The 22,642-nt window shown below is 33.8% G+C and carries 15 protein-coding genes; 5 read left to right on the top strand and 10 right to left on the bottom strand.

The features are described from left to right. Positions 1-111: 111 nt before the first annotated feature. Genes AC2DGP_RS07540 through AC2DGP_RS07550 form a run of 3 tightly spaced genes read right to left on the bottom strand, consistent with a single transcriptional unit; the run spans position 112 to position 6,910 of the window. Entirely contained in the window at positions 112-1,650 is a 1,539-nt protein-coding gene (locus AC2DGP_RS07540; RefSeq protein WP_484492389.1) for a sulfatase, read from the bottom strand. A 5-nt stretch (positions 1,651-1,655) separates the two neighbouring features. Beyond that, the gene (locus tag AC2DGP_RS07545; RefSeq protein ID WP_484492390.1) at positions 1,656-4,088 is read right to left on the bottom strand and encodes a glycoside hydrolase family 2 TIM barrel-domain containing protein; all 2,433 of its coding nucleotides are present in this window, start codon (positions 4,086-4,088) and stop codon (positions 1,656-1,658) included. Continuing rightward, complete coding sequence (locus AC2DGP_RS07550; RefSeq protein WP_484492391.1) at positions 4,085-6,910, bottom strand: hypothetical protein; 2,826 nt, start codon at positions 6,908-6,910, stop codon at positions 4,085-4,087. Before AC2DGP_RS07550 ends, AC2DGP_RS07545 begins: the two co-directional genes overlap by 4 nt. A 187-nt stretch (positions 6,911-7,097) precedes the next feature. Here AC2DGP_RS07550 and AC2DGP_RS07555 point away from each other — a divergent pair, with 187 nt between their 5' ends. Next, positions 7,098-9,407 (top strand): patatin-like phospholipase family protein, encoded by a 2,310-nt coding sequence (locus AC2DGP_RS07555; RefSeq protein ID WP_484492392.1) that lies wholly within the window; start codon positions 7,098-7,100, stop codon positions 9,405-9,407. Between the two features lie 20 nt (positions 9,408-9,427). On the opposite strand, the gene AC2DGP_RS07560 is transcribed toward AC2DGP_RS07555, so the two are convergent. Then, positions 9,428-9,844 (bottom strand): Fur family transcriptional regulator, encoded by a 417-nt coding sequence (locus tag AC2DGP_RS07560; protein ID WP_484492393.1) that lies wholly within the window; start codon positions 9,842-9,844, stop codon positions 9,428-9,430. A gap of 113 nt (positions 9,845-9,957) precedes the next feature. Here AC2DGP_RS07560 and AC2DGP_RS07565 point away from each other — a divergent pair, with 113 nt between their 5' ends. The 3 genes from AC2DGP_RS07565 (at position 9,958) to AC2DGP_RS07575 (ending at position 13,421) form a co-directional block, all read left to right on the top strand. After that, the gene (locus tag AC2DGP_RS07565; RefSeq protein WP_484492394.1) at positions 9,958-10,356 is read left to right on the top strand and encodes a MerC domain-containing protein; all 399 of its coding nucleotides are present in this window, start codon (positions 9,958-9,960) and stop codon (positions 10,354-10,356) included. Between the two features lie 79 nt (positions 10,357-10,435). Beyond that, positions 10,436-12,793: a TonB-dependent receptor gene (locus AC2DGP_RS07570; protein WP_484492395.1), complete on the top strand. Its 2,358-nt coding sequence runs from the start codon at positions 10,436-10,438 to the stop codon at positions 12,791-12,793. Between the two features lie 13 nt (positions 12,794-12,806). Continuing rightward, a complete protein-coding gene (locus AC2DGP_RS07575) occupies positions 12,807-13,421 on the top strand; it encodes a GTP cyclohydrolase (RefSeq protein ID WP_484492396.1) in 615 nt (204 codons plus the stop codon). A gap of 199 nt (positions 13,422-13,620) precedes the next feature. On the opposite strand, the gene AC2DGP_RS07580 is transcribed toward AC2DGP_RS07575, so the two are convergent. The 4 genes from AC2DGP_RS07580 to AC2DGP_RS07595 all read right to left on the bottom strand — a co-directional run bounded on the left by AC2DGP_RS07580 (position 13,621) and on the right by AC2DGP_RS07595 (position 17,755). Beyond that, positions 13,621-15,000: a DUF3500 domain-containing protein gene (locus AC2DGP_RS07580; RefSeq protein WP_484492397.1), complete on the bottom strand. Its 1,380-nt coding sequence runs from the start codon at positions 14,998-15,000 to the stop codon at positions 13,621-13,623. A 128-nt stretch (positions 15,001-15,128) separates the two neighbouring features. Then, complete coding sequence (locus AC2DGP_RS07585) at positions 15,129-16,004, bottom strand: nuclear transport factor 2 family protein (protein ID WP_484492398.1); 876 nt, start codon at positions 16,002-16,004, stop codon at positions 15,129-15,131. 92 nt (positions 16,005-16,096) lie between these two features. Beyond that, positions 16,097-16,975 (bottom strand): helix-turn-helix domain-containing protein, encoded by an 879-nt coding sequence (locus AC2DGP_RS07590; RefSeq protein WP_484492399.1) that lies wholly within the window; start codon positions 16,973-16,975, stop codon positions 16,097-16,099. Between the two features lie 18 nt (positions 16,976-16,993). Beyond that, positions 16,994-17,755 (bottom strand): hypothetical protein, encoded by a 762-nt coding sequence (locus AC2DGP_RS07595; RefSeq protein WP_484492400.1) that lies wholly within the window; start codon positions 17,753-17,755, stop codon positions 16,994-16,996. Between the two features lie 194 nt (positions 17,756-17,949). Between AC2DGP_RS07595 and AC2DGP_RS07600 the strand changes: the two genes are divergently transcribed. After that, a complete protein-coding gene (locus AC2DGP_RS07600) occupies positions 17,950-18,924 on the top strand; it encodes a hypothetical protein (protein ID WP_484492401.1) in 975 nt (324 codons plus the stop codon). Between the two features lie 88 nt (positions 18,925-19,012). On the opposite strand, the gene AC2DGP_RS07605 is transcribed toward AC2DGP_RS07600, so the two are convergent. Next, positions 19,013-21,424 (bottom strand): glycoside hydrolase family 2 protein, encoded by a 2,412-nt coding sequence (locus tag AC2DGP_RS07605; protein WP_484492402.1) that lies wholly within the window; start codon positions 21,422-21,424, stop codon positions 19,013-19,015. Positions 21,425-21,436: 12 nt separating this feature from the next. Then, positions 21,437-22,630, bottom strand: a complete 1,194-nt coding sequence (locus AC2DGP_RS07610) for a glycoside hydrolase family 88 protein (RefSeq protein ID WP_484492403.1) — start codon at positions 22,628-22,630, stop codon at positions 21,437-21,439. Between the last annotated feature and the right edge of the window lie 12 nt (positions 22,631-22,642).

Below are 22,642 nucleotides of genomic sequence, written 5' to 3' on the forward strand. Positions count from 1 at the left end.
TTTTGAACAAATCTATTTTGAAAACAAGTAACCTCAGGCATTTAATTTAGAAAAAACAACTTGTTAAAAAAGCCCTAAGTACTATTGCTCAAATTCTTTAGTTCTTTAAAACTAATATTCCATAACCGCATTTGGAGGTAAAGGCACTTTATTTGATTTTCTCCAAGCAACCAATTCCTGTAACAACTCTTGCTTTTTACTCTTTTCTAATTCTGACAAATCTTTTGATTCTGCCTGATCTTGTAAAAGATTATACAACTCAACTTTACCTGTTGCTAAGAACTGAATCAATTTATAATTACCCTTTCTGATTACAGAGCAAGCTCCATGTTTATATTGACTTGCTACATGCCAAAAAAGGGGGCGGCTTTGAAACAACTCTGTATCTTCTTTAAAAATATCTGTAACAGAATTTCCATCCAAAACACCCGCATAATCTTCAACCCCAGCTACATCCATTAAAGTAGGAAAAATATCCATACAAGTAACAGCTGCACTACTTCTTCTTGGTTTTACCTTGCCTGGCCAATTGACAAGCATTGGCACTCTTAAACCTCCCTCATAAATATATCCTTTTGCACCTCTCAGTAATTTATTATTGCTTTGCCCTCCATGATACCCATTATCCGAGGTAAAAACTATCATTGTATTTTCTCTCAAACCACTTTGATCTAAATAGTCTAAAATGCGTTGAACATTGTTATCAACAGACTCCACCATTGTGGCATATCCTGCATGATATTCTCTGCGTTTTTCTTTCACATGCATCCCTTGACCATACACTGAATCCACTGGTTTCTCTAAATATTTTTTCAATAATGCCTCGCTTCTAGCTCTAACAGGAGCATGCACAGCGTAATAGTTTAAATTAATTAAAAAAGGCTCTTCTTTATGCAAGTCCATGAATTCTATAGCTTCATCTGTCATTCTATCTGTTAACCAATTATCTGTTGATTTGGGCTCTATAAATGGATTGCTAAAAGGAGCCCAATAGCCTCCTGATTCACTTTTATAACCACCAGGTTCTAAAGCAGGATCACCACGATAGGTACCTCCAACATTTTTTATAAACCCTCTCCCTCTTGGATAAAACTGTTGCGTAAATGGTTTTTTATGCTCCTCAGCCCAACTATAATCACCAGGATCAGGTTGTGATAATTTTTGCTGCAAGGGAAATTTCATAGCCAACTCTTCAGAAGGATTTGGACCAACAATATGCCATTTCCCAATATGAATTGACTCGTAACCAACCTCTGCTAATGGCTCTGCATATATGGGATGTTTTTTCTCTACCGTCCAACGGGAAAACACATTTTCCTCAGCGGTCCCTTTTTCCAATACAGGAACTGTATAGACTCCTGTTCTAAAAGACTGTTTACCCGTAAAAATTGCCGTTCTTGAAGGAGAGCAAGTAGGATACATATAAGCATTATCCAAAACCAAACTTTCTTTTGACAACGCATCTAAATTCGGAGTTTCAAACCAAGTTGATCCATTAAACCCAACATCAGCATACCCTAAATCATCAACTAAAACAAAAACAATGTTTGGCTTTTTATTTTTCTGTTTCTCATTTTTTGTGGTACTACAACTCATTGTACTGATTGCAATGCAACACACCAACATCCAATTCTTAATGCTTCTATCCATAATTATTACTTGCTTTCTTTTATTTTCAAATTCAATGTTGTTTTCATTTTATCTTCCGATGAAATATTTATTTTAAGCTTTCCTTCTTTCTTTCCTGCTTTTAAAAACAATTTACATTTACCATCTTGAGTAAGACATTTGATCTTATCTGATGCACTTTTAATATCAGACATATCACCATTACTAAATGCTAAAACATCAGCATTTCCTTCAACATTCGCAGAAAGATTCTTTGCCGCTCGCACCAATGTTCCTGAACTATCTTGTAATTCAACAATCAGTTCTATCACTTCATTTGGCTTCAACTCCTTTTTAGGTGTTGTAATCTTAATTTTCTTTAATCGTTTAGCCGTTTTTAACTCAAACTCACAAACTTCTTTTCCTTCTATTATCCCTACAGCCTTAATTGTTCCTGTATTAAATTTCACTTTCTTCCACTTGACAATCCAATTTTCAAAATCAGACAAATTTTGCCTACCTATTTTTTTTGAATTTATATAGAGATCTACCGCATCACAATTGGTATAGGTAACAATGTCTTTCACCTCATTTTTTTCAAAATTCCATGACTCCATTATTTTTGGAAACCACCATCTTCCTGATTTCGAAAAATCTTCAGCATCATCTTTATAAACAGCAATTCTTACCATTGGTTTTTCTGACCAAAAGGCTTCGTATAAATATGAGATTTCTTTCCTAAACCCTGCTTTATCTATGAGTCCACAATTGGTTCCGGTAGCAGGAAAATTCTTGGCCTCCCCTAAATAATCTATCCCTACCCACAAAAAAAGCCCCATATTAAATGGGTTTTCCATAACATCTAACCAGGGAGCTCTTTCAATATTGGAAAATCTCTTTTCTGGTGTACTATTAAAATAGACATAACTTTCAGTACTCACATAAGGTTTTCCTGGACCTTTTTTAGAAATCGCTTTACACCATTGTTCCCCATAATTAAGTGCAATTAAATCCATCTCTTTACAGGTTTCAATAATCGCATCTACTTTGTCTGTTGGATTACCATCTCTCCCGCGTTCCATCCCAGAAATCACAGGTCTTGTAGGATCTAATGTTCTTACAAATCCCGCATAGGTTTTGAGTCCCAACTTTTGACGTACATCACCTGGACTATGATTTTCATTCCCCACACTCCATATGATGACACTTGGATGATTTCTATCTCTTTTTACAGTCTCTTCATAATTTTTCCTCCACTCTAAATAAAAGTTAGGATCACCAAATCCACTAGGATTAAAAAAATTACTCTTGCTTTTTTTCGCAGAAGCATAAGGTTGATTGTCGTACCATTTATCAACAAACTCATCCATAACTAAAAAACCTAATTCATCGCAAAGATCCATAAACTCCGGAGCCGTAGCATTATGGGCAGTTCTAATAGCATTGCAACCTATTTCTTTTAAAATATTCAATCTTGATCTCCAAACCTCTATGGGAACAGCCGCTCCTAGATCTCCAGCATCATGATGCAAACAAACTCCTTTCAGTTTTGTGTGCATTCCGTTTAGAAAAAAACCTTCCTTATCACGAAATTCAATGTTACGAACTCCAAAACTACTTTCATAATCATCTAACAAGGTCTCACCTTCCCATATTCTAGAGATAACTTTATAGACATGAGGACTTTCCAAATTCCAAAATATCGGATTATCTATCTGAAGCTCCTGATTTACAGTATAATCTTTTCTTAAACTTGCTAGTATTTGGGTTCTAGAAATGGCAACTTCTATACCCGATTGATCATAAATTGTGGATTCTAAGACTAGTTTCCCTCGGTTTTTAAAGTTCTCAATTGTAGTTTCTACTTTTACTTTCGCTTGTTCTTTACTTATTTCGGGTGTTGTGATATAGGTACCCCAATTTTCAATATGCGTTGCATTACTAATGGTCAACCAAGTATTTCTGTAGATCCCAGAACCACTATACCAACGACAATTAGGCTGCACAGAATTATCTACTTTGACCGCAATGGTGTTTGGTTTATCAAATACTACGCAGTGAGATATATCAAAATAAAAACTTGTATAACCGTCATATTGCGCACCAACATGTTCTCCATTAACATATACTTGAGCATGTCTATAAACACCGTCAAACTGGATCTGAATATACTTTCCTTTTGCTGATTTAGGTAATTGAAAACTTTTTCGATACCATCCAATACCTCCTGGCAACCAAGCATTTCTCCCTGTATTTTTCGGGTCGAATTCCCTTTCAATACTCCAATCATGAGGTAAGATTAATTTACGCCATTGGGAATCATCAAAGTCAACATCCTTAAAACTTGCATCATCTTCTAATTTAAATGCCCAATCCTTATTAAAACTTTCTACAACTCTTTTTTCTAGTCCATTTTTTTTCTGAGCTGGCAACACAGTAATCGCAAACGCAGTAATTATAAAGAAAATTAAATTTCTCATAGACTCTTCTTTAATTCAATATCAATAAATCTAAATGCGCCAAGTGGAATCTCTATATTTGTTGTATTCTCTTTTGATATTTTAAATTCTTCTCCAGTCAAAATATCTTTTATTTTTTCTACATCTGTTCTATTAAATTTAACCACAGCAGTGCTTTCTTTAGGGTTGATGTATCCATTATCAATTAAGGTCAATCGAATGTGTTTTGGAGCCGTTTGCGCTGATACCCATGCAACATCACCAGAAACAGTAAGCGGTAAAATTTTAGCAGATTCTTTTATCTTCTCTTCGATTACTTTGTAATATGTATCTGCCGGATACGTTTCTTTTCCATCTGCTGAGTAGTAATGATGACCATCCGTGATAAATTCAGTAAGATTCTTTTTATAAATAGGATGTAAATTTTCCTCTAGCGGAGCTCTTTCTACATTTTTCTGAGCATACACTCCCTCTTGAGGTGGTGTTATCAAAACAAGCCCTTTTTCATAAGGTGCTAGAAAATTCAACCTTCTCTCTTTAACACCTGCTGCATATCTAGAAAAATCATATTCAGTAACAGCCGCTCCAGGCCATGTTCCATTCATTCTGCTAAAAACAAAGGCATTGTTCTTTTCATACTCTTCATCATAAAAAGTGGTCCACTTACCGTTAGAGCCTTCATTCATAAAATGATGATCAGGAGATTTCATACTTACATGAACAGGAGAAATACTTAAAATCTCATTTCTTTTAGGAACATACAAAGCTCCTCGTGCTATTAATTCCCAATATATACTTTGATAGTCTTGATTTACCGCAAAATTATTAATGAATTGGGCACCATTTGCAGTATGAAAAACTAACATTCTTAAAAAATGACTTGGCAATCTTTGGTATCCAAGTTGTTTGGATCTATCAAAAGCCGTGTTATCTGGTACCGCTCTTGTTCCCCAGCTATTTACTGCACCACTGGTCCACATTCCCATTCTACCTGCCAAACTCAACTCCATTGTTTTATCTGTTGTTTCTTCCATGGAAGGAACAAAAACATCAGCATATTCACCAGACATTAATTTTGCCCATGATTCTAAATAATTTGACCCCAACCAAAATACATTTTTGGATCTCAAAAATATATTTGTGTTTTTACCTTTTGCATAGTCAGCTAAGGGATATACTAAATCATTCACTAAAAAGTCTAAATTTTTCTTTGAATGATCTTCCATTTCTGGATAAATCAGCACCGTTTTTTTACCGGCAGCTTTATCAATAACCTTTTTTGTAGTACTTATGTGAAACATATAAGGATCATTCCCATGTCCTGCCCAATAAGCAATTCCTGGAGCTCCAACATAACTATCACTTATTTGTTTTACTGCCTGCTCTTGAGTTAAAGTATATTTTTTTCTTCGGTCTCTTGACTTTCTATACTTTTCATTGGTTACTGCAGATCTATCCCAATTCTCAACATACCTCATATGCAAAGAATTTAAAAAAATAGGATTCTTATATTTTTTCTCTAAAGATCTTTTTAAACTCTCAAGATTCGCAGGTACTTTTTCTGTCATCAAATAAACCGATTGCGAAACTTTTTCATATGTTGGTTTTTCAAACGATTGTAAATCTTTTCTAATCTTGGCTGCATTATGAATTATAGCCGCCATTTTACCTGTTGGCTCTAGTTTGATAAATTCATTTTTCCATTTATTATTGTTCACATCAATAATATGTATACAACTTCCTCCACTTTGAGTACTTGCTAATAAAAGTTTTTGAGCATCTGCATTGAAACGCATATCATTATAAGCATATTTAGCAGTCAACCTTTCTACATCCTTGTCTGCAGCATCAGGCTCGTAAATATGGATTTGACTTCCCACTCTAGTCACATATTCAGTTTTATTTTTTTCCTTTAACACCACCGTATGCGCAATGTCATAACCAAATTTCACTTTTTTTATAGGATGAAAACTAAAAACGTCATTACTAAAATCATAAGTAGAAACTAAAAGATCATTTGCATGTGCTGAAGCACCCAAAATAATCTCCTCATTGCCATCATTATTGATATCATACACTTGGAAATCTCCTAAAGGGCGAATTCTCAGTTTACCCCTAGTTTTTTTATCAACTGAAATTTTCTTTTTTCTAAATGGTTTTTCTTCCAATGGATTGAAAAAATATAAAGTCCCCGCCACTTGCATATGGTTGTTACTTCCTAAAATAACAAGAATTTCTTGACCTTCAGAATTTTTAATCTTTCTAATAAAATTAGCAACACATTCATTAGGTTTTGGAATTATTTTGGTCGCACTTTTATATGGTTTTTCAATAGAGAAAACCGAAGTTGGAATTTCTTTTATCAATACTCCAGTAGAAGACAAATAATATATTTTTTTATCAAATCCGCCAGCAACAACATATGCTTGCTTATTTTTATGTATCACACTAACTGCATACATTGGTGTAATACCTGCACCATACTCCCACAACAAATTTCCTTTAACATCTAAGCAATAAATTTTACCGTCTGCATTAGCTAACAAAACTTCATCATTTCCATCTCCCGTGATATCCTCACACCACAGATCATGATTCATAAAACCTGACATTTTATTCTCCCATAACTTTTTACCTTCATAGGAATATCCAACTACAGTTCCTTCATAACTAGAGGCAACAATAAACGCTTTACCTTTGGCTTGCGCATTTCTTACTTTTAAAATGGTTAAACCGGTTTCTATACTTTGGATAGCAGATTTTTTCTTTGCACCAATTTTATTATTTATTGCAAAAAGGCTGAGTGAACAAAATACAAATGCAATCTTTAATACTATTTTCATATTTATCATTTTAGTAATCCAAATAAAGTTAAAACAATTTAGCAAATTGTCTCTGTACATACACAATTTGTACGCTACAGTTATTGATTGAAATTGAATTCAACCAATCGCTATTACAACTGAAATGACATTCTTTACTTGTTATTACATTGAATCTATGTAAATTTGACATATCGATCTTAATGCTATGAAAAGAAACTTTACCATCTTCCTTTGTATCTTATTTATTGGCTTTTGTGGAATAGCACAAACCTCCAAACCAAAAGTGGCTCTTGTACTTAGTGGTGGTGGAGCAAAAGGAATTGCACATATCCCAACATTACAGGCTATGGATTCCCTAGGGATTGTACCGGATGTTATTATTGGAACAAGTATGGGTAGCATTGTTGGAGCACTATACGCCAGTGGTTATTCTGGTGATAGTATTGCTGCAGTTTCTCAAACCACAGACTGGACTAAACTCTTTAGCAGTAACATTCCTGTAACTGCTGTAAGTAATGAGGAAAAAAGTGAATACAAAAGATATTTAGTAGAATTAGAATGGGAAAAAGGAAAGATTCGAAAAAAAACATCCATCATCAGTGATCAAAACATCAATGCCTTTTTTAATGAAATGACTTATCCTGTCAACAATATAAAAGATTTTGATAGTTTACCGATACCGTTCAGAGCAGTTGCTACAGATATAGTAAACGGAAAAGAGATAATTCTTGATCAAGGTTCTTTGAGTTTTGCAATGAGATCTAGTATGTCTATCCCAGCAGTCTTTGCTCCAATGGAATATAAAGATGTACTATTAGTGGATGGCGGTGTTTTGAATAACTTCCCTACAGATATTGCTAAAAAATGGGGGGCTGATATTATTATCGGAAGTGACGTAGGAGGAGGAATGGAACCTAAAGAGAAACTAGATAGTCCCGTTACTGTAGTGTTTCAAAGTGCCATGCTAGCCTCCAATTTAAAGGTTCCTGAAAACAAAAAGTTATGTGACGTTTTAATCGACCATACAAAATACCTAACGCACTCTACGGGGAGTTTTGGCAAGAATGTAGAAATTTATCAGGAAGGTAAAATTGCTACTAAAGAAAATATTGCTGGACTTACGGCAATTGCTGAAAAAATAAAAAATTTCAAACAGTTAAAGCCCGAATTACCAATTGTTGCAAATAAGGTTTTGTTGGATTCTATCGTAATAGAAGGTATTAGCAAAGGAAATATGGATCTTTTTAGATCAAGAATTAACTTAAACATTAATGAATATTACACTTTAGACGAAATCAAGGCGGCCTCACATAATGCCTTAGGGACTAATTTATTTGATGCTATTTCATTTCACTTATTTCGTTATAAAAATAAATCTGGTTTAAAAATTACCGCAAAAGAAAAAACAACGCACCTATTTAAAGGATCACTTCATTTTGATGACTTCAGAGGAGTCGGCTTATTTCTGAATTACACTGGAAGGAATTTACTAGGAGAATCCTCTAGAATAATTGCAAGTGTTGATTTATCCAACGATTTACGTTATAGATTACAATACCAGAAAAACTTTGGAAGAAATAAAGATTGGTGGTTTAGATCGGATTTATATGGAGAAAAATTAGATCAAAAAACCTTCTTTGTTGGGCAATACTCAGGAGATCTTAGAAATGAACACATTCAATTTGACAATCAAATAAATTTTAATCTTGATTCATTTAGAAATTATATTGGGCTTGGATTTACTTATGATTGGAACAGATTAAAACCCAAAATTGACCCAAGTATCAGTGACAATATTTATAGTTTAGACCATTATGATTTCAAAAACATTGATATCTATGCTCAATATATTCACAATACCTTAGACAAGGTTTTCTATGCTGAAAAAGGAACTTTTTTTAAGGTAAAACTAAGTACTTCTGTACTTAATAACATGATTGCAGAGTCATTGGATGAATTTAATATTCCTGATACTGAAGGAGCATTAAGTACCTTTACTAGATTTAGATATAAGTTTGAAAAACGAATTCCAATAAATAAAAAGCTAACAGGTATTATTGGTGTTACCGGTGGACATACTTTTTTCAATGATAATGGAAGCAAAATAAGCTATGACAGTTTTGGATATGCCGCGAACTTTTTCTTAGGAGGAAATATTGAACGTCCTAGATATGATGCCTTTATAACACCTGGTTTGGAAGAAAATGAATTAGCTGTAACACAGTTTAATATGTTAGCTCTTTCTGCCCAATATTCTCCTGTTTCAAGTATTTACTTTACTCCACATGTAAATATTGCCTCAGTTGGTTTTGGTGACTTTAATAACTATCTCAAAGATTTCTATAAACCTACTGGCCAATGGGTAACACAAACACAAACAAGTTTACTTACTACGGTTGGGCTCACAACATCATATAACTCAATCATCGGCCCTGTAGATTTTGACATTTCTTGGGCCAACAAAATTAGTGGAGCACGGCTCTTTTTAGGAATAGGTTATCATTTTAACCCGTAAAATGTTGATGTAATATTTTATTAAAAATTACTACAGCTCGGACAACTACCTTCCAATGTCAATTTAGATTTGGTTATACGAAATCCTTTCGCATCCTTGATCTTAGGAATTTCAACATCATCAATACAAAATGTTTCATTACAACCATTACAAATAAAATGTGCATGGTTATGTAAATGTGCATCTGCACTACATTTACTATGGCACAAAGCGTAACGAGTTAGATTGTTTTTATCAGGAACACGATGAATCAATCCTTTTTTCTCAAAAGCATCTAAAGCTCTATAAACAGTTACCCTATCCGTATTCTCTCCTACTCTAGATTTCACTTCATCAGCCGTAAGGGAAGAGTTAGATTTATAGAACGCATCTAACAACTCCTTTCTAAAAGTTGTTTTTCTCAATCCATGCTCCTTTAAAACCAATTCTAAATTCATATAATACACCTTAGTTGTGATTTCAAAAATAATATAAATATTTTATTAAAGCAACATTGTTGCGTTTGTTAATTTTTTATATATTTGCAACTTAGTTGCGTTAATAGAGTATTATGTCCACATACACAATAAAAAATGATTTCCTTGGTGCTATAGCTGCATTTTTATGCTTGCTACACTGCCTAGCAACACCTATATTATTTGTTAGCACTACTAACCTTAACAGTTCCCAGTTGGCTCCAAATTGGTGGCCTATTTTGGATTATGTGTTCTTACCGCTATCATTTTATGCGGTCTGTAAAATTCACAAAACACAAAACAACAAATGGGTTTTATTAGGTTTATGGACAAGTTGGATATGGATGTTTTTAATTATTTTAAATGAAAAATCGGTACATATCAATATCCCTGAAGAAATAATTTACATTCCTTCTACCTTATTAATTCTTTTACACTTGTATAATATTAAATTTTGCAGGTGTAACGAAAATAAATGTTGTGTTGCAAAATAAAACTCAGATCCTTTCCCTACTGATGAATCCTAAAAGAAAACGCTTTTATTTTATTCTCATATTTATTTTTCAAATATGCATGATACAAGCCCAAGATACGGCTTGTAGCCATAGTGTAACTGGTGAAATTTTAGATAATGAAACCAAGCAACCCATCCCTTATGTTACCGTAAGGATTCAAGGCACTGAGAAATACACAACTACTGATATTCACGGAAAATTTTTGATTGAAAATTTATGTAGTGAGGCTAATACACTCATCATATCCTGTTTTGGATATTGCGATACCGTTTGTGAACACAATCACCAACATGGTAAATCTCCTCATATCTTTTTAACTCAAGAAGTTATGGGCTTAGAAACTGTTCTAATAGAAGCCCAAAACAAAAAAAAGGAAGGAACCGTTACTATTTCTCAAATTAATGTGAACAAGGCTGAAATTCAGTTAAACCCAACACAATCTATGGCTACAGCCTTAGCCGATGCCCAAGGAGTTACTTTTGTATCCTCTGGAAATAATGTCCAACTCCCAGTTATCCATGGGTTGTACGGTAATAGAATTTTAGTTCTTAACAATGGAATAAAACATGGTTTTCAAAATTGGGGTACAGATCATGCTCCAGAAATAGATATTTCTGCTGCAAACTCTATTACGGTTATCAAAGGAGCTGCGGGTGTTAGATTTGGTCCTGAAGCCATAGGTGGTGCCATCAATATAAACCCTAACCCTATGCATTTAAACAAATCTACTTATGCCCAAATTGGTACAAGCTTCCAAAGTAACGGAAAAGGATATAATGCAGGTTTTGAAACAGGAACAGGTTTTGAAAAATGGAGTTATTTTATCAATGGAAACTACACTAAAATCGGTGACAAACATGCACCTGATTATATGCTAACCAATTCGGGAAAAGAAGAAAAATCTTTTGGATTAGGAACGCGTTATCATTTAAAAGATTTTGATTTTAAATTGTATTACAGTTATATTGATCAGAATTTAGCATTTCTTAGATCTTCCATTGCTGAAAGTGGAGAAACCTTTGTGAAAGCTATCAATTCTGACAGGCCTCTTTTTATCAGACCTTTTTCATATGATATAAATGAGCCTAACCAACTTACAACACATCATTTAGCAAAAGCGGCAATCAACTGGTATTATGCTGATGATGCAAAACTTACCCTAATAGCAGGAAAACAACTCAACCTAAGAAAAGAGTATGATGTTAGAAGAAATGCAGACAAACCCATCATAAATTTAGATTTAACTACTTCTGACTATCAATTAGAATGGAAACACCCTGAGTGGTTGAAATTTGATGGCCTGATTGGACTCCAAGTTTTCAACCAAGACAATGACAATAATCCAGGAACGGGTACCACACCATTCATCCCAAACTATAACACAAACAGAATCAGTGGTTTTATAACAGAAAGCAAGTCATTTAATAAAACCACTTTTGAAATAGGTTTTCGATTTGATCACGAAACAAGTGATGTAAGAGGAAGGGAATCTAACAATGATGTTTTTAAGGACAACTACAGTTTTTCAAATTTGTCTTCAAGCTTCGGGTTTATCAGAAAAATAAATCATCACAGTACATTTAGATCCAATATAGGTACCGCATGGCGTTCCCCGAACATGGCTGAATTATATAGCTTTGGGCAACATGGTTTTAAAAATAGTTTTGGTTTGCTAAGATATTACACTAACGACGATGGTGACCTAAAAACTGACAAAGTTATTTCTATGAAAGACTCTAAGGTAGCACCGGAAAAAGGCTATAAATTCATTAATGAGTTTTCAACACACAATACGAATAATTCACACCATATTACACTTTATGGACATTATATAGAGAATTTTATTTACGATCGTCCATATGGCGTTTATGGCACCATTCGAGGTCCGATGCCTGCTTATATTTATGTTCAATCTGATGCTGTTTTCTTAGGTACCGATTATAGTTGGAAACATGAATTTACTGGGCAACTTGCAGGGACCTTTGGTTTGAGCTATTTGTGGTCAAAAAACATAAGTGAAAATGAACCTTTGATCAACCAACCTCCCACCTCACTTAGTTATAAATTAGAGTGGAAAAAAGCCAAACTTGGAAGTTTAGAAAACTCTACAATTACCATTAAACCAAGCTATACCTTCAAACAGTACCAAGCACCAAGAACGGTTCCTCCAGAAGATTTAATCGATGGTTCAGAAATAATTACTCCTGAAACTCCCATCTTTGATTTTAAAGATGCTCCTGATGGTTATTTCTTACTAGACATCTCTTGGAACTTTCAATGGAAAAAAATTAAAACAGGATTCACTATTCAAAATGTATCCAATACCTCATATCGAGATTATTTAAATGAAATGCGTCTATTTGCAGACGAACCCGGAAGAAATTTCCTATTAACTCTTAACTATACAATTAATTAATAAATTACTAAAAATGAAAACAATCAAAAACTTGAAAATCTACAGCCTAATTGCAATTCTTTTTACCGGAGTAACATTCACTAGTTGTGACAATGATGACGATGAAATTCCTGAAGAAGAAAATCATGAGGAAATCATCACAGATATTAAACTAATTTTCACGCCAACTACAGGACCTGTTGTTGAAGCTAGAGCACAAGATCCAGATGGTGAAGGTGTAGAAGAGTTGGAAATCATAGATGAGATTACTCTTACTCCAGACACAGAGTACACACTTACGTTTGAAATTATGAATAATTTAGAAACTCCTGGAGAGGATATCGGAGAAGAAATAGACGAAGAAGCTGATGAACACCAGATTTTCTTTGGATTTACAGACGGTGCTTTTTCTAATCCAACTGGAACTGGAAACATTTCAGGTTCAAGCACTATCAATTATTTAGATTTTGACGAAAACCAGAACCCATTAGGTTTACAAACTACATGGACAACATCTGCCTCTGCACTACAAGCAGCAGGGACTTTTACTGTTAGATTACAGCATCAACCAGATATCAAATCTTCTAGCACGGGAGCTACGGACGGTGACACTGACTTTGATCTAACTTTTGTTCTAAATATTGAATAATAACTTCCTTTCAAATAATAAAAAAATCCCATTTCTATGAAATGGGATTTTTTTATTGGCACACATTGTTATATCAAGTAATAAACTAAAAACAATTCGTAAACAAAAGAGGAATAGCTTTAGCAATCCCTCTTTGTATTCTAATTATATAAAGTATCAACTTTTAATAGATGGAATGTTCATGATGCGTATGATTATGCTAATGATGCTCATGGGTAACATTACTCTTTATAATAGAATAATCAAATAACATTTTACTCACTTTGTGATGATCGGTAGTCGCATAATGCTCATATAGTGTTTTATACCCATTTTTATTAATCACCTCTGCGAAAGTTCCATAATCCCCACCATTGTCTGTAGCGGGTCCATTTGGTATTCTTGTTATGGTATGTACATGGTTATAATCTGCACCACCACCTCCTAAGGCATTTTCAGAATTGTACTCTACCCACAAATAAGGATTGTAAATTCGATAATAGAACGGTGAAGTTGCATTTGGGTTATCTACTTCATCCTTCCAAACAAAATACGTATCTTCTATGTTTACCATAATATCAGCCCACCACTCATCAGCAAAAGTAGTTGTCATATTATAGACATATTCTTTCATCACAAGAATAAGGTTTGCTTGTGTCTGGGCGGACATATCAGAATATTTCAAACCAATGCCACTAAATCCAGAATAATCATAACTGCCGCGGTAAGGATCAACACTTCCGGGAGAGGAAGCTGGCCCTACCTCCATGGAATGCCCTTCAGAACTGACCGCATTTGGAGTTTCATTATTTGTCAACCCATTAAATAATGCCAACCCTAAATCTCTTTCATCTTTAAAAATATCAAATTCAGTTCCGTTAAACGATGAAACAGCAGGCTCCCCACCTAAAAAAGCTGGCACAATGGACACTTTCTCACCATGCACTAAAAAATTAACTGCCAAATGGTGTCCATCAAGTTGAAATCCCCAAGATCCACTATTTTCCGGATCTCCAAATAAATCAATTGAATAATAATCAGGACTCCATACTGAAGGGGACGATTCATTTAATAAACCTTCTGCTAACATAGTTATTTCATCTACTTTCTGATAGCCACTTTCGCTTAAAAACAACTGTAACAATTCTTTAAAATTTTCTAATTGTTCTACAGATAAATCACCATAAATAATTCCGTCTCTTGAATTACCTCCTCCATTAGGTGTATTGTGCCAAAGATAAAATCGTTCATCATCCAAACAGTTTGATGCTTCTGTTAGTAAGGAAGTAGATAATGAATTACGAAAAGTAAGCATTGTTTGTCTCATTACTTCTATTTCCTGAACTTCTGATTGATTCGCCTCATTTTCGACATCACAATCCACCGTAACAGAACCACTATCATCATCGTCGTTATTATTCGAGACATAGCCATCTGGTTGCTCACAAGCCGTGATACTTTCAGAAGGATCTCCCAAATTATCACCATCATTATCTAAATACCAAACGCTGTCTGTACAAGTTTCACTTTCCTGTTTACAGGATATCACGCTTGTTATAAAACACGCTATTAATACAATTGTTAGGTAATTTCTTTTCATCATACATTTATTTAATTTGGTTATTTCTATCTATAAAACAGTTAAACTAAAAATCACCCTACTAAAAAAGGTCCAGAATATATATTCCTGAACCTTTTTCGTTTTATCCAATGTATCAATAGGGATTCTTAAAAATTGAATTTACCCTTACTATTTTTATGTTCACTCTCAGGTAAAATAGTTTCAATAACATCCCAATGCTCTACTATCAACCCATTTTCTAACCTAAATAGATCATAAAAAGAAGTGGCCTCTCCTTTTCCGAACTTCCCCTCACTAATACTCAAAACAAAATTTCCTTCTGCCAATACTTTATGTGTTTTATCATACTCCATCACCAGTCCATTCTCAGCAAAATATTGCATTGCAGCACCGAATCCCTCTAAGCCATCAGCTACTGCAGGATTGTGTTGAATATATTTTTCTGGGTTTATATAATCCGTGTAATTCGATTGATGTTTGAATAATATCGAATCAATAAAATTCTCTACAACTTTTCTATTTTCCTCTGTTTTATCCAAATCAGTTAATTCAGTCGCACCATCTATCTGACTTCTACCACTAGGGTTGTTCGGTTGAATTGTAATTAGATTATCCCAATGCTCCACGATGAGTCCATTTTCAAAACGAAAAACATCAAATCCTATTTTGGGACCAAAAAAATCATATTTAGTTTGAGAAAAAGTATAGTCACCATCTTGAAAAGACCTAATCACATCGGCTTTAAAACCAACTTCTGGGGCATTGTGTAACACTTCACCAAATCCTTTCAATCCATCGCCAACCATAAGATTATGCTGTATATACTTCTCAGGGTTTATATAGGCAATAGTTGATTTGTCTCCAGTTTCTAAACTTTTAATAAGAGCTGCTGCTTTTTCTTTGTTTGATAATTCCATTTTAGTTTCCATTTTTTGATTTGTGTTTTCTTTGACTTTCTTTTTTGCAGTATTACATGAGATGATAACTAACGTAACTGCCAATGTTGTAAATAAACGTTTCATATTTGTAGATTTTTGTTACTACAAAGATGGTACAACTTGGTACAATCAATAAGATACAAATCGTGATAAAAATGGTTAAAATCGAACCAAAATTATTTATCTAATGACTTTACAAAAGAATTTGGGGTGAAACTTGTATTTTTCTTAAAATACTTAGTGAAATTTGTAGGGTCATCAAAGCCAAGTTCATAAGCTAAATCCGTACTTTTAATTCTAGCATTGATCAATCTTCTTTTTGCTTGAAGAATAACAAAATCATCAATCACATTTTTGGCTGTTTTATGAGCAAGTTCCTTACAGATAGTATTTAAATGTTTATAGGTAATTGCTAACTCACTTGCGTAAAACGTTGCAGATCTAGTAGTTCTGAAATTCTTTTCAATTGAAAGGATAAAACGATGAAAACAACGTGTTTTAGAAGTATCTTTTATTTCAATGGTTCTAGTTTTCCTAATACTCTCTGCCTTAGACAACAAAATAACGAATAAAGAATTAACTACATTTCTTTGATTAAAAGAGTTAGCGACTTTATATTCTGCCTGTAACAATTGAAAGTATCGTTCAAAATCTGAACCATCCGGGATTTGTAGTATTGGAGAGAACAACTGAGAGTTGAACAAACGAAACACAAAATCCTCTGTGATATTTGGGAAACAGCTCACAAAATAAGCTTCGGTGAATATCAAACAATAACCTTTTAAGTCTTTAGAAAACTCAAAGGCATTAATTTGATCCTTGGTGAGATAAACTAGTGTGTTTTTTTTAACAAGATACCACTTAAAATCAATATAATGTCGTCCGGTTCCACTTGTATAAAAAATAAAATTGTAAAACTTTAATTGATGTGGCTTTTCCGGATCATGTCCTTGGGCTTTTTTCTTTCCAGCAATTTTCTCAATAGGGACAATTTCAAAACCAAAATTTTCTTCCGAATCAGGATTGAAAATAATGTGTGGAATTTTCTCTATCATAGCATGGTTGTGATTGAATTAAAATGTTTTAATTATTCTAGCCACACCTGATAAATCTGACTGATTTTCATAAAACTTTGTACCAACCCCGAGCTGTAGAGAATATCCTTTTTCAAATTCGAAATGCACTTGAGGTAAAATTAACAATTCCATTTCGTTATTATCCAAACCCTGAAAGGTAGGATCTGAGTTGTTTATTTCTAGACCAACTACAGTTTTATTATTGATATCCGCGAATACCGAAGCATTTAACAGAATCGTATATTTTTTTTCTGCTGCATCATTTCCAGATTCAAGCATCAAACCAAATAAACCTATCGCACTCCAAACCTCATTAAATCGATAAGCGGGTACATATAAAAAGTTCAATTCCAATAAATCTAAATGCGTATACGACTCTCCTATCACTTGAATACCATGAATAAATTTATTGTTTTTTGAACTTCCCATCGTCCATTGAATAGCCATTTTATAGGCTTCCAATTCAAAATCATTCATAGGAAATTCTAATTCCACGGCAAAATTATCAAACAAAGCATATTCAATTTCGGGTGCCCATTCCACACCACGAATGGCACTGTTGTTTACAGGGAAATCAGCCAAAGCATTGATTTCTAACTCTCCCTTCTTTGCTCCTAACCCTCTTACCAAATCAAACATTAAAGGTTCAGGTATCTCCACAACATCATGTTCTTCTTGCGCAACAGCTCCTTGAAAAAACAAAGCACAAATTAAAACCAACCAATACATTTTTAAGCCAGACGAAAACCAGTTCAACATCATAATTATTTTAAATAGATAAAACTTTTACAAAAATACTTTTTTTTAAAGTCTTACTTTCCTAAAATACGTTAATAAGAAGTTATAAACTAACATAATTTGATATTGACAATTACCAAACCATTACAGATTACAAAAGAACTTCTAAGTGACATGTTACTAGTAAATTTACCTCAACAAAACTTTAATCCGCCATGCTGAATAATAAAAAGACCATCTATTATATGCTGAGTTTCTGCATTGCTTCATTTTTTATGGCTTGTTCATCACCAGAAGAAAATGAAATTATTGAGAATAGACCACCAGCTGAAAAAGTTTATGTAACAGGTGCAGAAACTATAATTCCGGATCATACATTGAAAATGTATTTGGATGAAAATTTTAGTCAGATGTATTTTTTAGATACCAAATTCAACGAAAGTCATGGAGGAAGTTATGTTTTAGAATATTTCGATGAAGGCGGACAAGGAATGGACTCTTACCCAAGTATCACTATTGGAAGTGTAAGTTTCGGAAATAATTATTGGGTTTCGGACAAAGCAGTAGTTGGAATGCCAGTACAATTGAAAGACATCCCTAATACCTTGACCTTTGATTTTAAAACAAGCCAATTAGAAGCTAATGACGCTGATGATAAATGGATGGCTTCTATCAACTTTATTTTTGATAATTATGGAACTGAAATAAGTGAACCTGTGGCTAGTGAACGAGATTACGATTTAGTGATTATGAATGCGCATCACAATTTCAATAATAGCATTGAAGACAAACCGTTGGACGAAAATACTAAAAACACACATTGGTATTTCGCTAGAAACTCCGATAAAAGTTTGAAACCTTACCTCCTAACTATCGATGGAAAAACATATACTTATGCGGTTCGATATAAATTTTTTATCAATTCAGGAGATAAGAATAACAAAACTCACTTGAAATTTATTCCATACGGAAATACGGAGTTACCTGACATTTTAAAAATCAACGTAAAAGAAGTCGTTCAAATCACCAAAGATTATTTGCCATATGTAAATCTCACGCCAGAATTGAGAACCCTAGCGGAAACCAATATTGCTTTACCAAATACATGGCTTAAAAGCATCAATGCTGGATATGAAGTTTACACGGGAAACGCCACATTAAAGATTGAGCAGTTCAGAGTAAATCCATAATTCTGGTTAAAGACAGTGCTATCCACTAGAATTTCAATTAAAACCAAACTGTTCAAAGACTAAAAGACAAACATTTTTATTACAACCTCTATTCCAAGGTCAAATAGGTCCCTTTAAAATTTTGATTCAGCACCATAATTTCAATTTTGTTATGTTCTTTTGAAGGAACCACTTCAATACTTGCCTTACCGTTTGCCATATTTATAATTTCACTACCTGTTGGTGTTCCTTGATGTTTCAACGTTGCTCCACCACTTAAGCATTGAAAATACACACGATTTTCATAATCTAAACAACGTAAATTATTCTTATCAACGGCGATAGCAGAAACTAAATAATTTCCATTCTCGAGTACTTCGTAAGATAATCTTAAACTTTTAGCAGGTCCATTTTTCACAAACCTATAATTCACCTTCAAAGAATCTCTGAAGGTATTTTGGCCTCTTGATTTCCCTACAGCAACCAAATCATTTTCTCCTTTTTTAAAGTTAACATTCCAAGTTAATCCAGAAGCTGGAAATTTTGTGATATCTCTTTTCTTTGTGCCTAAAGATTTTCCGTTTTGATACAACTCTACTTCAGAACAATTGCTGTAAACACTGATTTCTCTTGCTTTATTTTTAGGTCCTTGACGCTCTGTCCAAGTATGCGATTCGATATATGTAAAAGGCTCATCACTCCAGTAACTTTTAAATACATAATAAGCATCTTTCGGAATTCCGTTTCTATCTGTAATCCCTTTTTGATTCATATATGGGATATCATTTTCTGGACGCAATGGTGTTCCAAAATCTTTAAAGGCCCATTGAATATTACCAACAAAAGTAGAATCTAATTCTGAAATTCTTAAATGCCAATCAAATAAGTCAACGATGTAATTCTCACTCCAATCCCCAATTTGAGCAATGTTTGCGACATCCGTTTGAACAATAGCTTCTTCCCATCCATCAGAATTGATACGCCCCTCACCTGTAATTGGATTTTCACTATGCCTACCTAGATGACTCGAGCCACCGTACTCTGCATGAATAAAATGTGGGTATTGTTTTTTATACAAATCAATCGCTTTTTGGTAACTCTTATAACTACCCGAATACCAACCAGACCATATTGATGGAGAAAAAACATCCACAATATCTGCTCCTTCATAATATTTTCTGATCGCTGTTTTTCTTGAAGGATCTAATTCATGAGCTAAATCGTTTAATTCTATTAAAAAACTATTTATCTTTTCTGTATCATCTCCATTTTCGAAATCAGGCAACCAATAAATCTCATTTCCTAAAGACCAAATAATAATACTTGGATGGTTTTGATTTTGAACGATCATTTCCGTTAACAAACTCTTTGCATTTTTTTTCCAAACATCATTTCCGACACCTCCACGACACCATGGCAATTCATCCCAAACCAGCAATCCCAAAGAATCACATGCCTTATATACTTCAGGGTCTTGAGGGTAATGTGCCAATCTCACGAAATTCGCTCCCATTTTCTTAATTAATTTCATATCATCCCAATGCTGTTCGTTTGACATTGCAGCACCAACTCCCGCATGTTCCTCGTGTCTGTGCGTTCCTCTTAACAGCAATCTTTTACCATTTAAATAAAAAGGGCCATTCTTTTTAAATTCAAACCATCGGAATCCAACTTTGTCATGCAATACGTCCAATTCAACACCTTCTTTTAACAAAGAAACTGACACCGAATATAGATTTGGATTTTTAGTATCCCATAATTCAGGGTTTAAAATAGAATCAAATGCAACTTCCATAGAGTTACTAGATATCTTTTCTTTTTTCGATAAAACTTCAACTCCTTTCGAATTCTTGAGAACCGTTTTCAAAAATAAGTTTTCCTCATTTTCCAAATTATTGATTTGAACATCTACGTGCATAGATGCTCTATCATCAGAAACAATTGGTGTACTAATCTTTAGTTTTGTCAAATGTGTTTTAGGTTTCACTACCCACCAAACATCTCTGGTAACCCCTCCATAGATAAAAAAATCGCTCTTTTGCGAAGGAATCAACTCTGGGTTGTATCCATTGTCTACCCTCACTAATATCTCATTTGTTCCCTCCTTAATAAATTTTGAAACATCTATTTCAAATCCAATATATCCTCCAATATGCTCTCCTGCTTTTTCTCCGTTTACGAACACCTGAGAAGTACAATTCGCTCCTTCAAAATATAAAGCATAAAGATGTTCTTTTGATAGCGAAGGAATCTCTAGAACTTTTTTGTACCAACTAGCGTTTCGTCTGTAGCCCGGTTCATTGTCTGTAACATCTAAATTATTCCAAGTATGTGGCAAATCTATTTTTGACCATTCTTTTGATAATTCAAGCATACTTTCGGAGTCATCCTCCAAATACAACCACTGCTCATTGATATTTTGTTTTGTACGTTGCATCGTATCACTTGCATTTTTATCACAAGAATACATTGCAAACAGAAAAATAATACTCAAGGATTTAATTAGAATTTGGATTTTCATAAAAGGATATTTTTATTTTTCTTCTGAATAACTTCTTTGTCTTAGTAACGCTTCTAAAAAATAATAGTCTGCATATACTATAGGTTCGTCAATTTCATCATTTTTGGGACCATTTCCTGTACTATGTTTTAATATAAATGGGCCATTTATAGATTCTTCTAAAAGATAATTCTGAGAATTCAAATTATTTAAAACTCTCATGGCAAATGTACTATAAGATTGTTTTTTCGTATACGAATACAGTTCAAATAACCCCGAGCTTACTAAAGCCGCTGCAGAGGCATCCCTTGGAGTATCTGGTCCCGAAGGCAAATCAAAATCCCAGTACGGTATTCCATCTTCAGGCAAATTTTTATGAGACATATAATAAGTTGCTGTCGCTTCGGCTTGGTCTAAAAAATCTTTGTTTTTAGTATATCTATAGACCATTGTAAAACCATAAATTGCCCAACCTTGTCCTCGTGCCCATGAAGACTCATCATGAATCCCTTGATGCGTCACCTTTTGCTTCACAGCACCATTTATAGTATCATAAACAACAACATGATACGTGCTATTGTCTGGTCTAAAATGATTATTTAAGGTTGTTTTCGCATGTTGTTCTGCTATTTTATGAAAAGTGCTATCTCCAGAAACTTTAGTTGCTTCAAACAACAACTCTAAATTCATCATATTATCAATGATTACTGGAAACTCCCATATATCAGCATTAAAATCCCACGAACGTAACAACTTCACTTTGCTGTTATACCTGGTACATAATGTTTTCGCACTTTGTACAATTACATCTTTATAATATTGATTTTCATGATATTTCAATCCTTCACCAAAACTGCAAAATATTTTAAACCCCATGTCATGCGTTTTGTCATTCCATTGCTGGTCTTCCATCAAAGCAGTCCACTCCATGGCTTTGTCTTTAAATTCTTTTCCTCCTGTCAAAGCATAAATTTGCCATAAGTTCCCTGGAAAAAAACCACTCGTCCAATCTTTAGAGGGGACTTTATGAATTTCTTCAGGATTCAAGGACATACTTCTAGGAAATGAAAGTGCATCCACCTGATAATCAAGTAATTTTTCGAAACGTTTTTCTAATAATCCGTTTGTATCTGTTGCTCTTATTTTTCCCCCCTTGTTAGTATTGGATTTACATGCTCCGAAGAGCAATGCAAACCCAATTAATATTATAAAAATATTTTTCTTCATTGAAATTATAAA

The sequence above is a fragment of the Flavicella sp. IMCC45537 genome, from assembly GCF_057197705.1.

Bases quoted from the DNA above. Each gene is read 5' to 3' on its own strand.
- AC2DGP_RS07540 (WP_484492389.1), bottom strand. From the start codon at position 1,650: ATGGATAGAAGCATTAAGAATTGGATGTTGGTGTGTTGCATTGCAATC.
- AC2DGP_RS07545 (WP_484492390.1), bottom strand. From the start codon at position 4,088: ATGAGAAATTTAATTTTCTTTATAATTACTGCGTTTGCGATTACTGTG.
- AC2DGP_RS07550 (WP_484492391.1), bottom strand. From the start codon at position 6,910: ATGAAAATAGTATTAAAGATTGCATTTGTATTTTGTTCACTCAGCCTT.
- AC2DGP_RS07555 (WP_484492392.1), top strand. From the start codon at position 7,098: ATGAAAAGAAACTTTACCATCTTCCTTTGTATCTTATTTATTGGCTTT.
- AC2DGP_RS07560 (WP_484492393.1), bottom strand. From the start codon at position 9,844: ATGAATTTAGAATTGGTTTTAAAGGAGCATGGATTGAGAAAAACAACT.
- AC2DGP_RS07565 (WP_484492394.1), top strand. From the start codon at position 9,958: ATGTCCACATACACAATAAAAAATGATTTCCTTGGTGCTATAGCTGCA.
- AC2DGP_RS07570 (WP_484492395.1), top strand. From the start codon at position 10,436: ATGATACAAGCCCAAGATACGGCTTGTAGCCATAGTGTAACTGGTGAA.
- AC2DGP_RS07575 (WP_484492396.1), top strand. From the start codon at position 12,807: ATGAAAACAATCAAAAACTTGAAAATCTACAGCCTAATTGCAATTCTT.
- AC2DGP_RS07580 (WP_484492397.1), bottom strand. From the start codon at position 15,000: ATGAAAAGAAATTACCTAACAATTGTATTAATAGCGTGTTTTATAACA.
- AC2DGP_RS07585 (WP_484492398.1), bottom strand. From the start codon at position 16,004: ATGAAACGTTTATTTACAACATTGGCAGTTACGTTAGTTATCATCTCA.
- AC2DGP_RS07590 (WP_484492399.1), bottom strand. From the start codon at position 16,975: ATGATAGAGAAAATTCCACACATTATTTTCAATCCTGATTCGGAAGAA.
- AC2DGP_RS07595 (WP_484492400.1), bottom strand. From the start codon at position 17,755: ATGTTGAACTGGTTTTCGTCTGGCTTAAAAATGTATTGGTTGGTTTTA.
- AC2DGP_RS07600 (WP_484492401.1), top strand. From the start codon at position 17,950: ATGCTGAATAATAAAAAGACCATCTATTATATGCTGAGTTTCTGCATT.
- AC2DGP_RS07605 (WP_484492402.1), bottom strand. From the start codon at position 21,424: ATGAAAATCCAAATTCTAATTAAATCCTTGAGTATTATTTTTCTGTTT.
- AC2DGP_RS07610 (WP_484492403.1), bottom strand. From the start codon at position 22,630: ATGAAGAAAAATATTTTTATAATATTAATTGGGTTTGCATTGCTCTTC.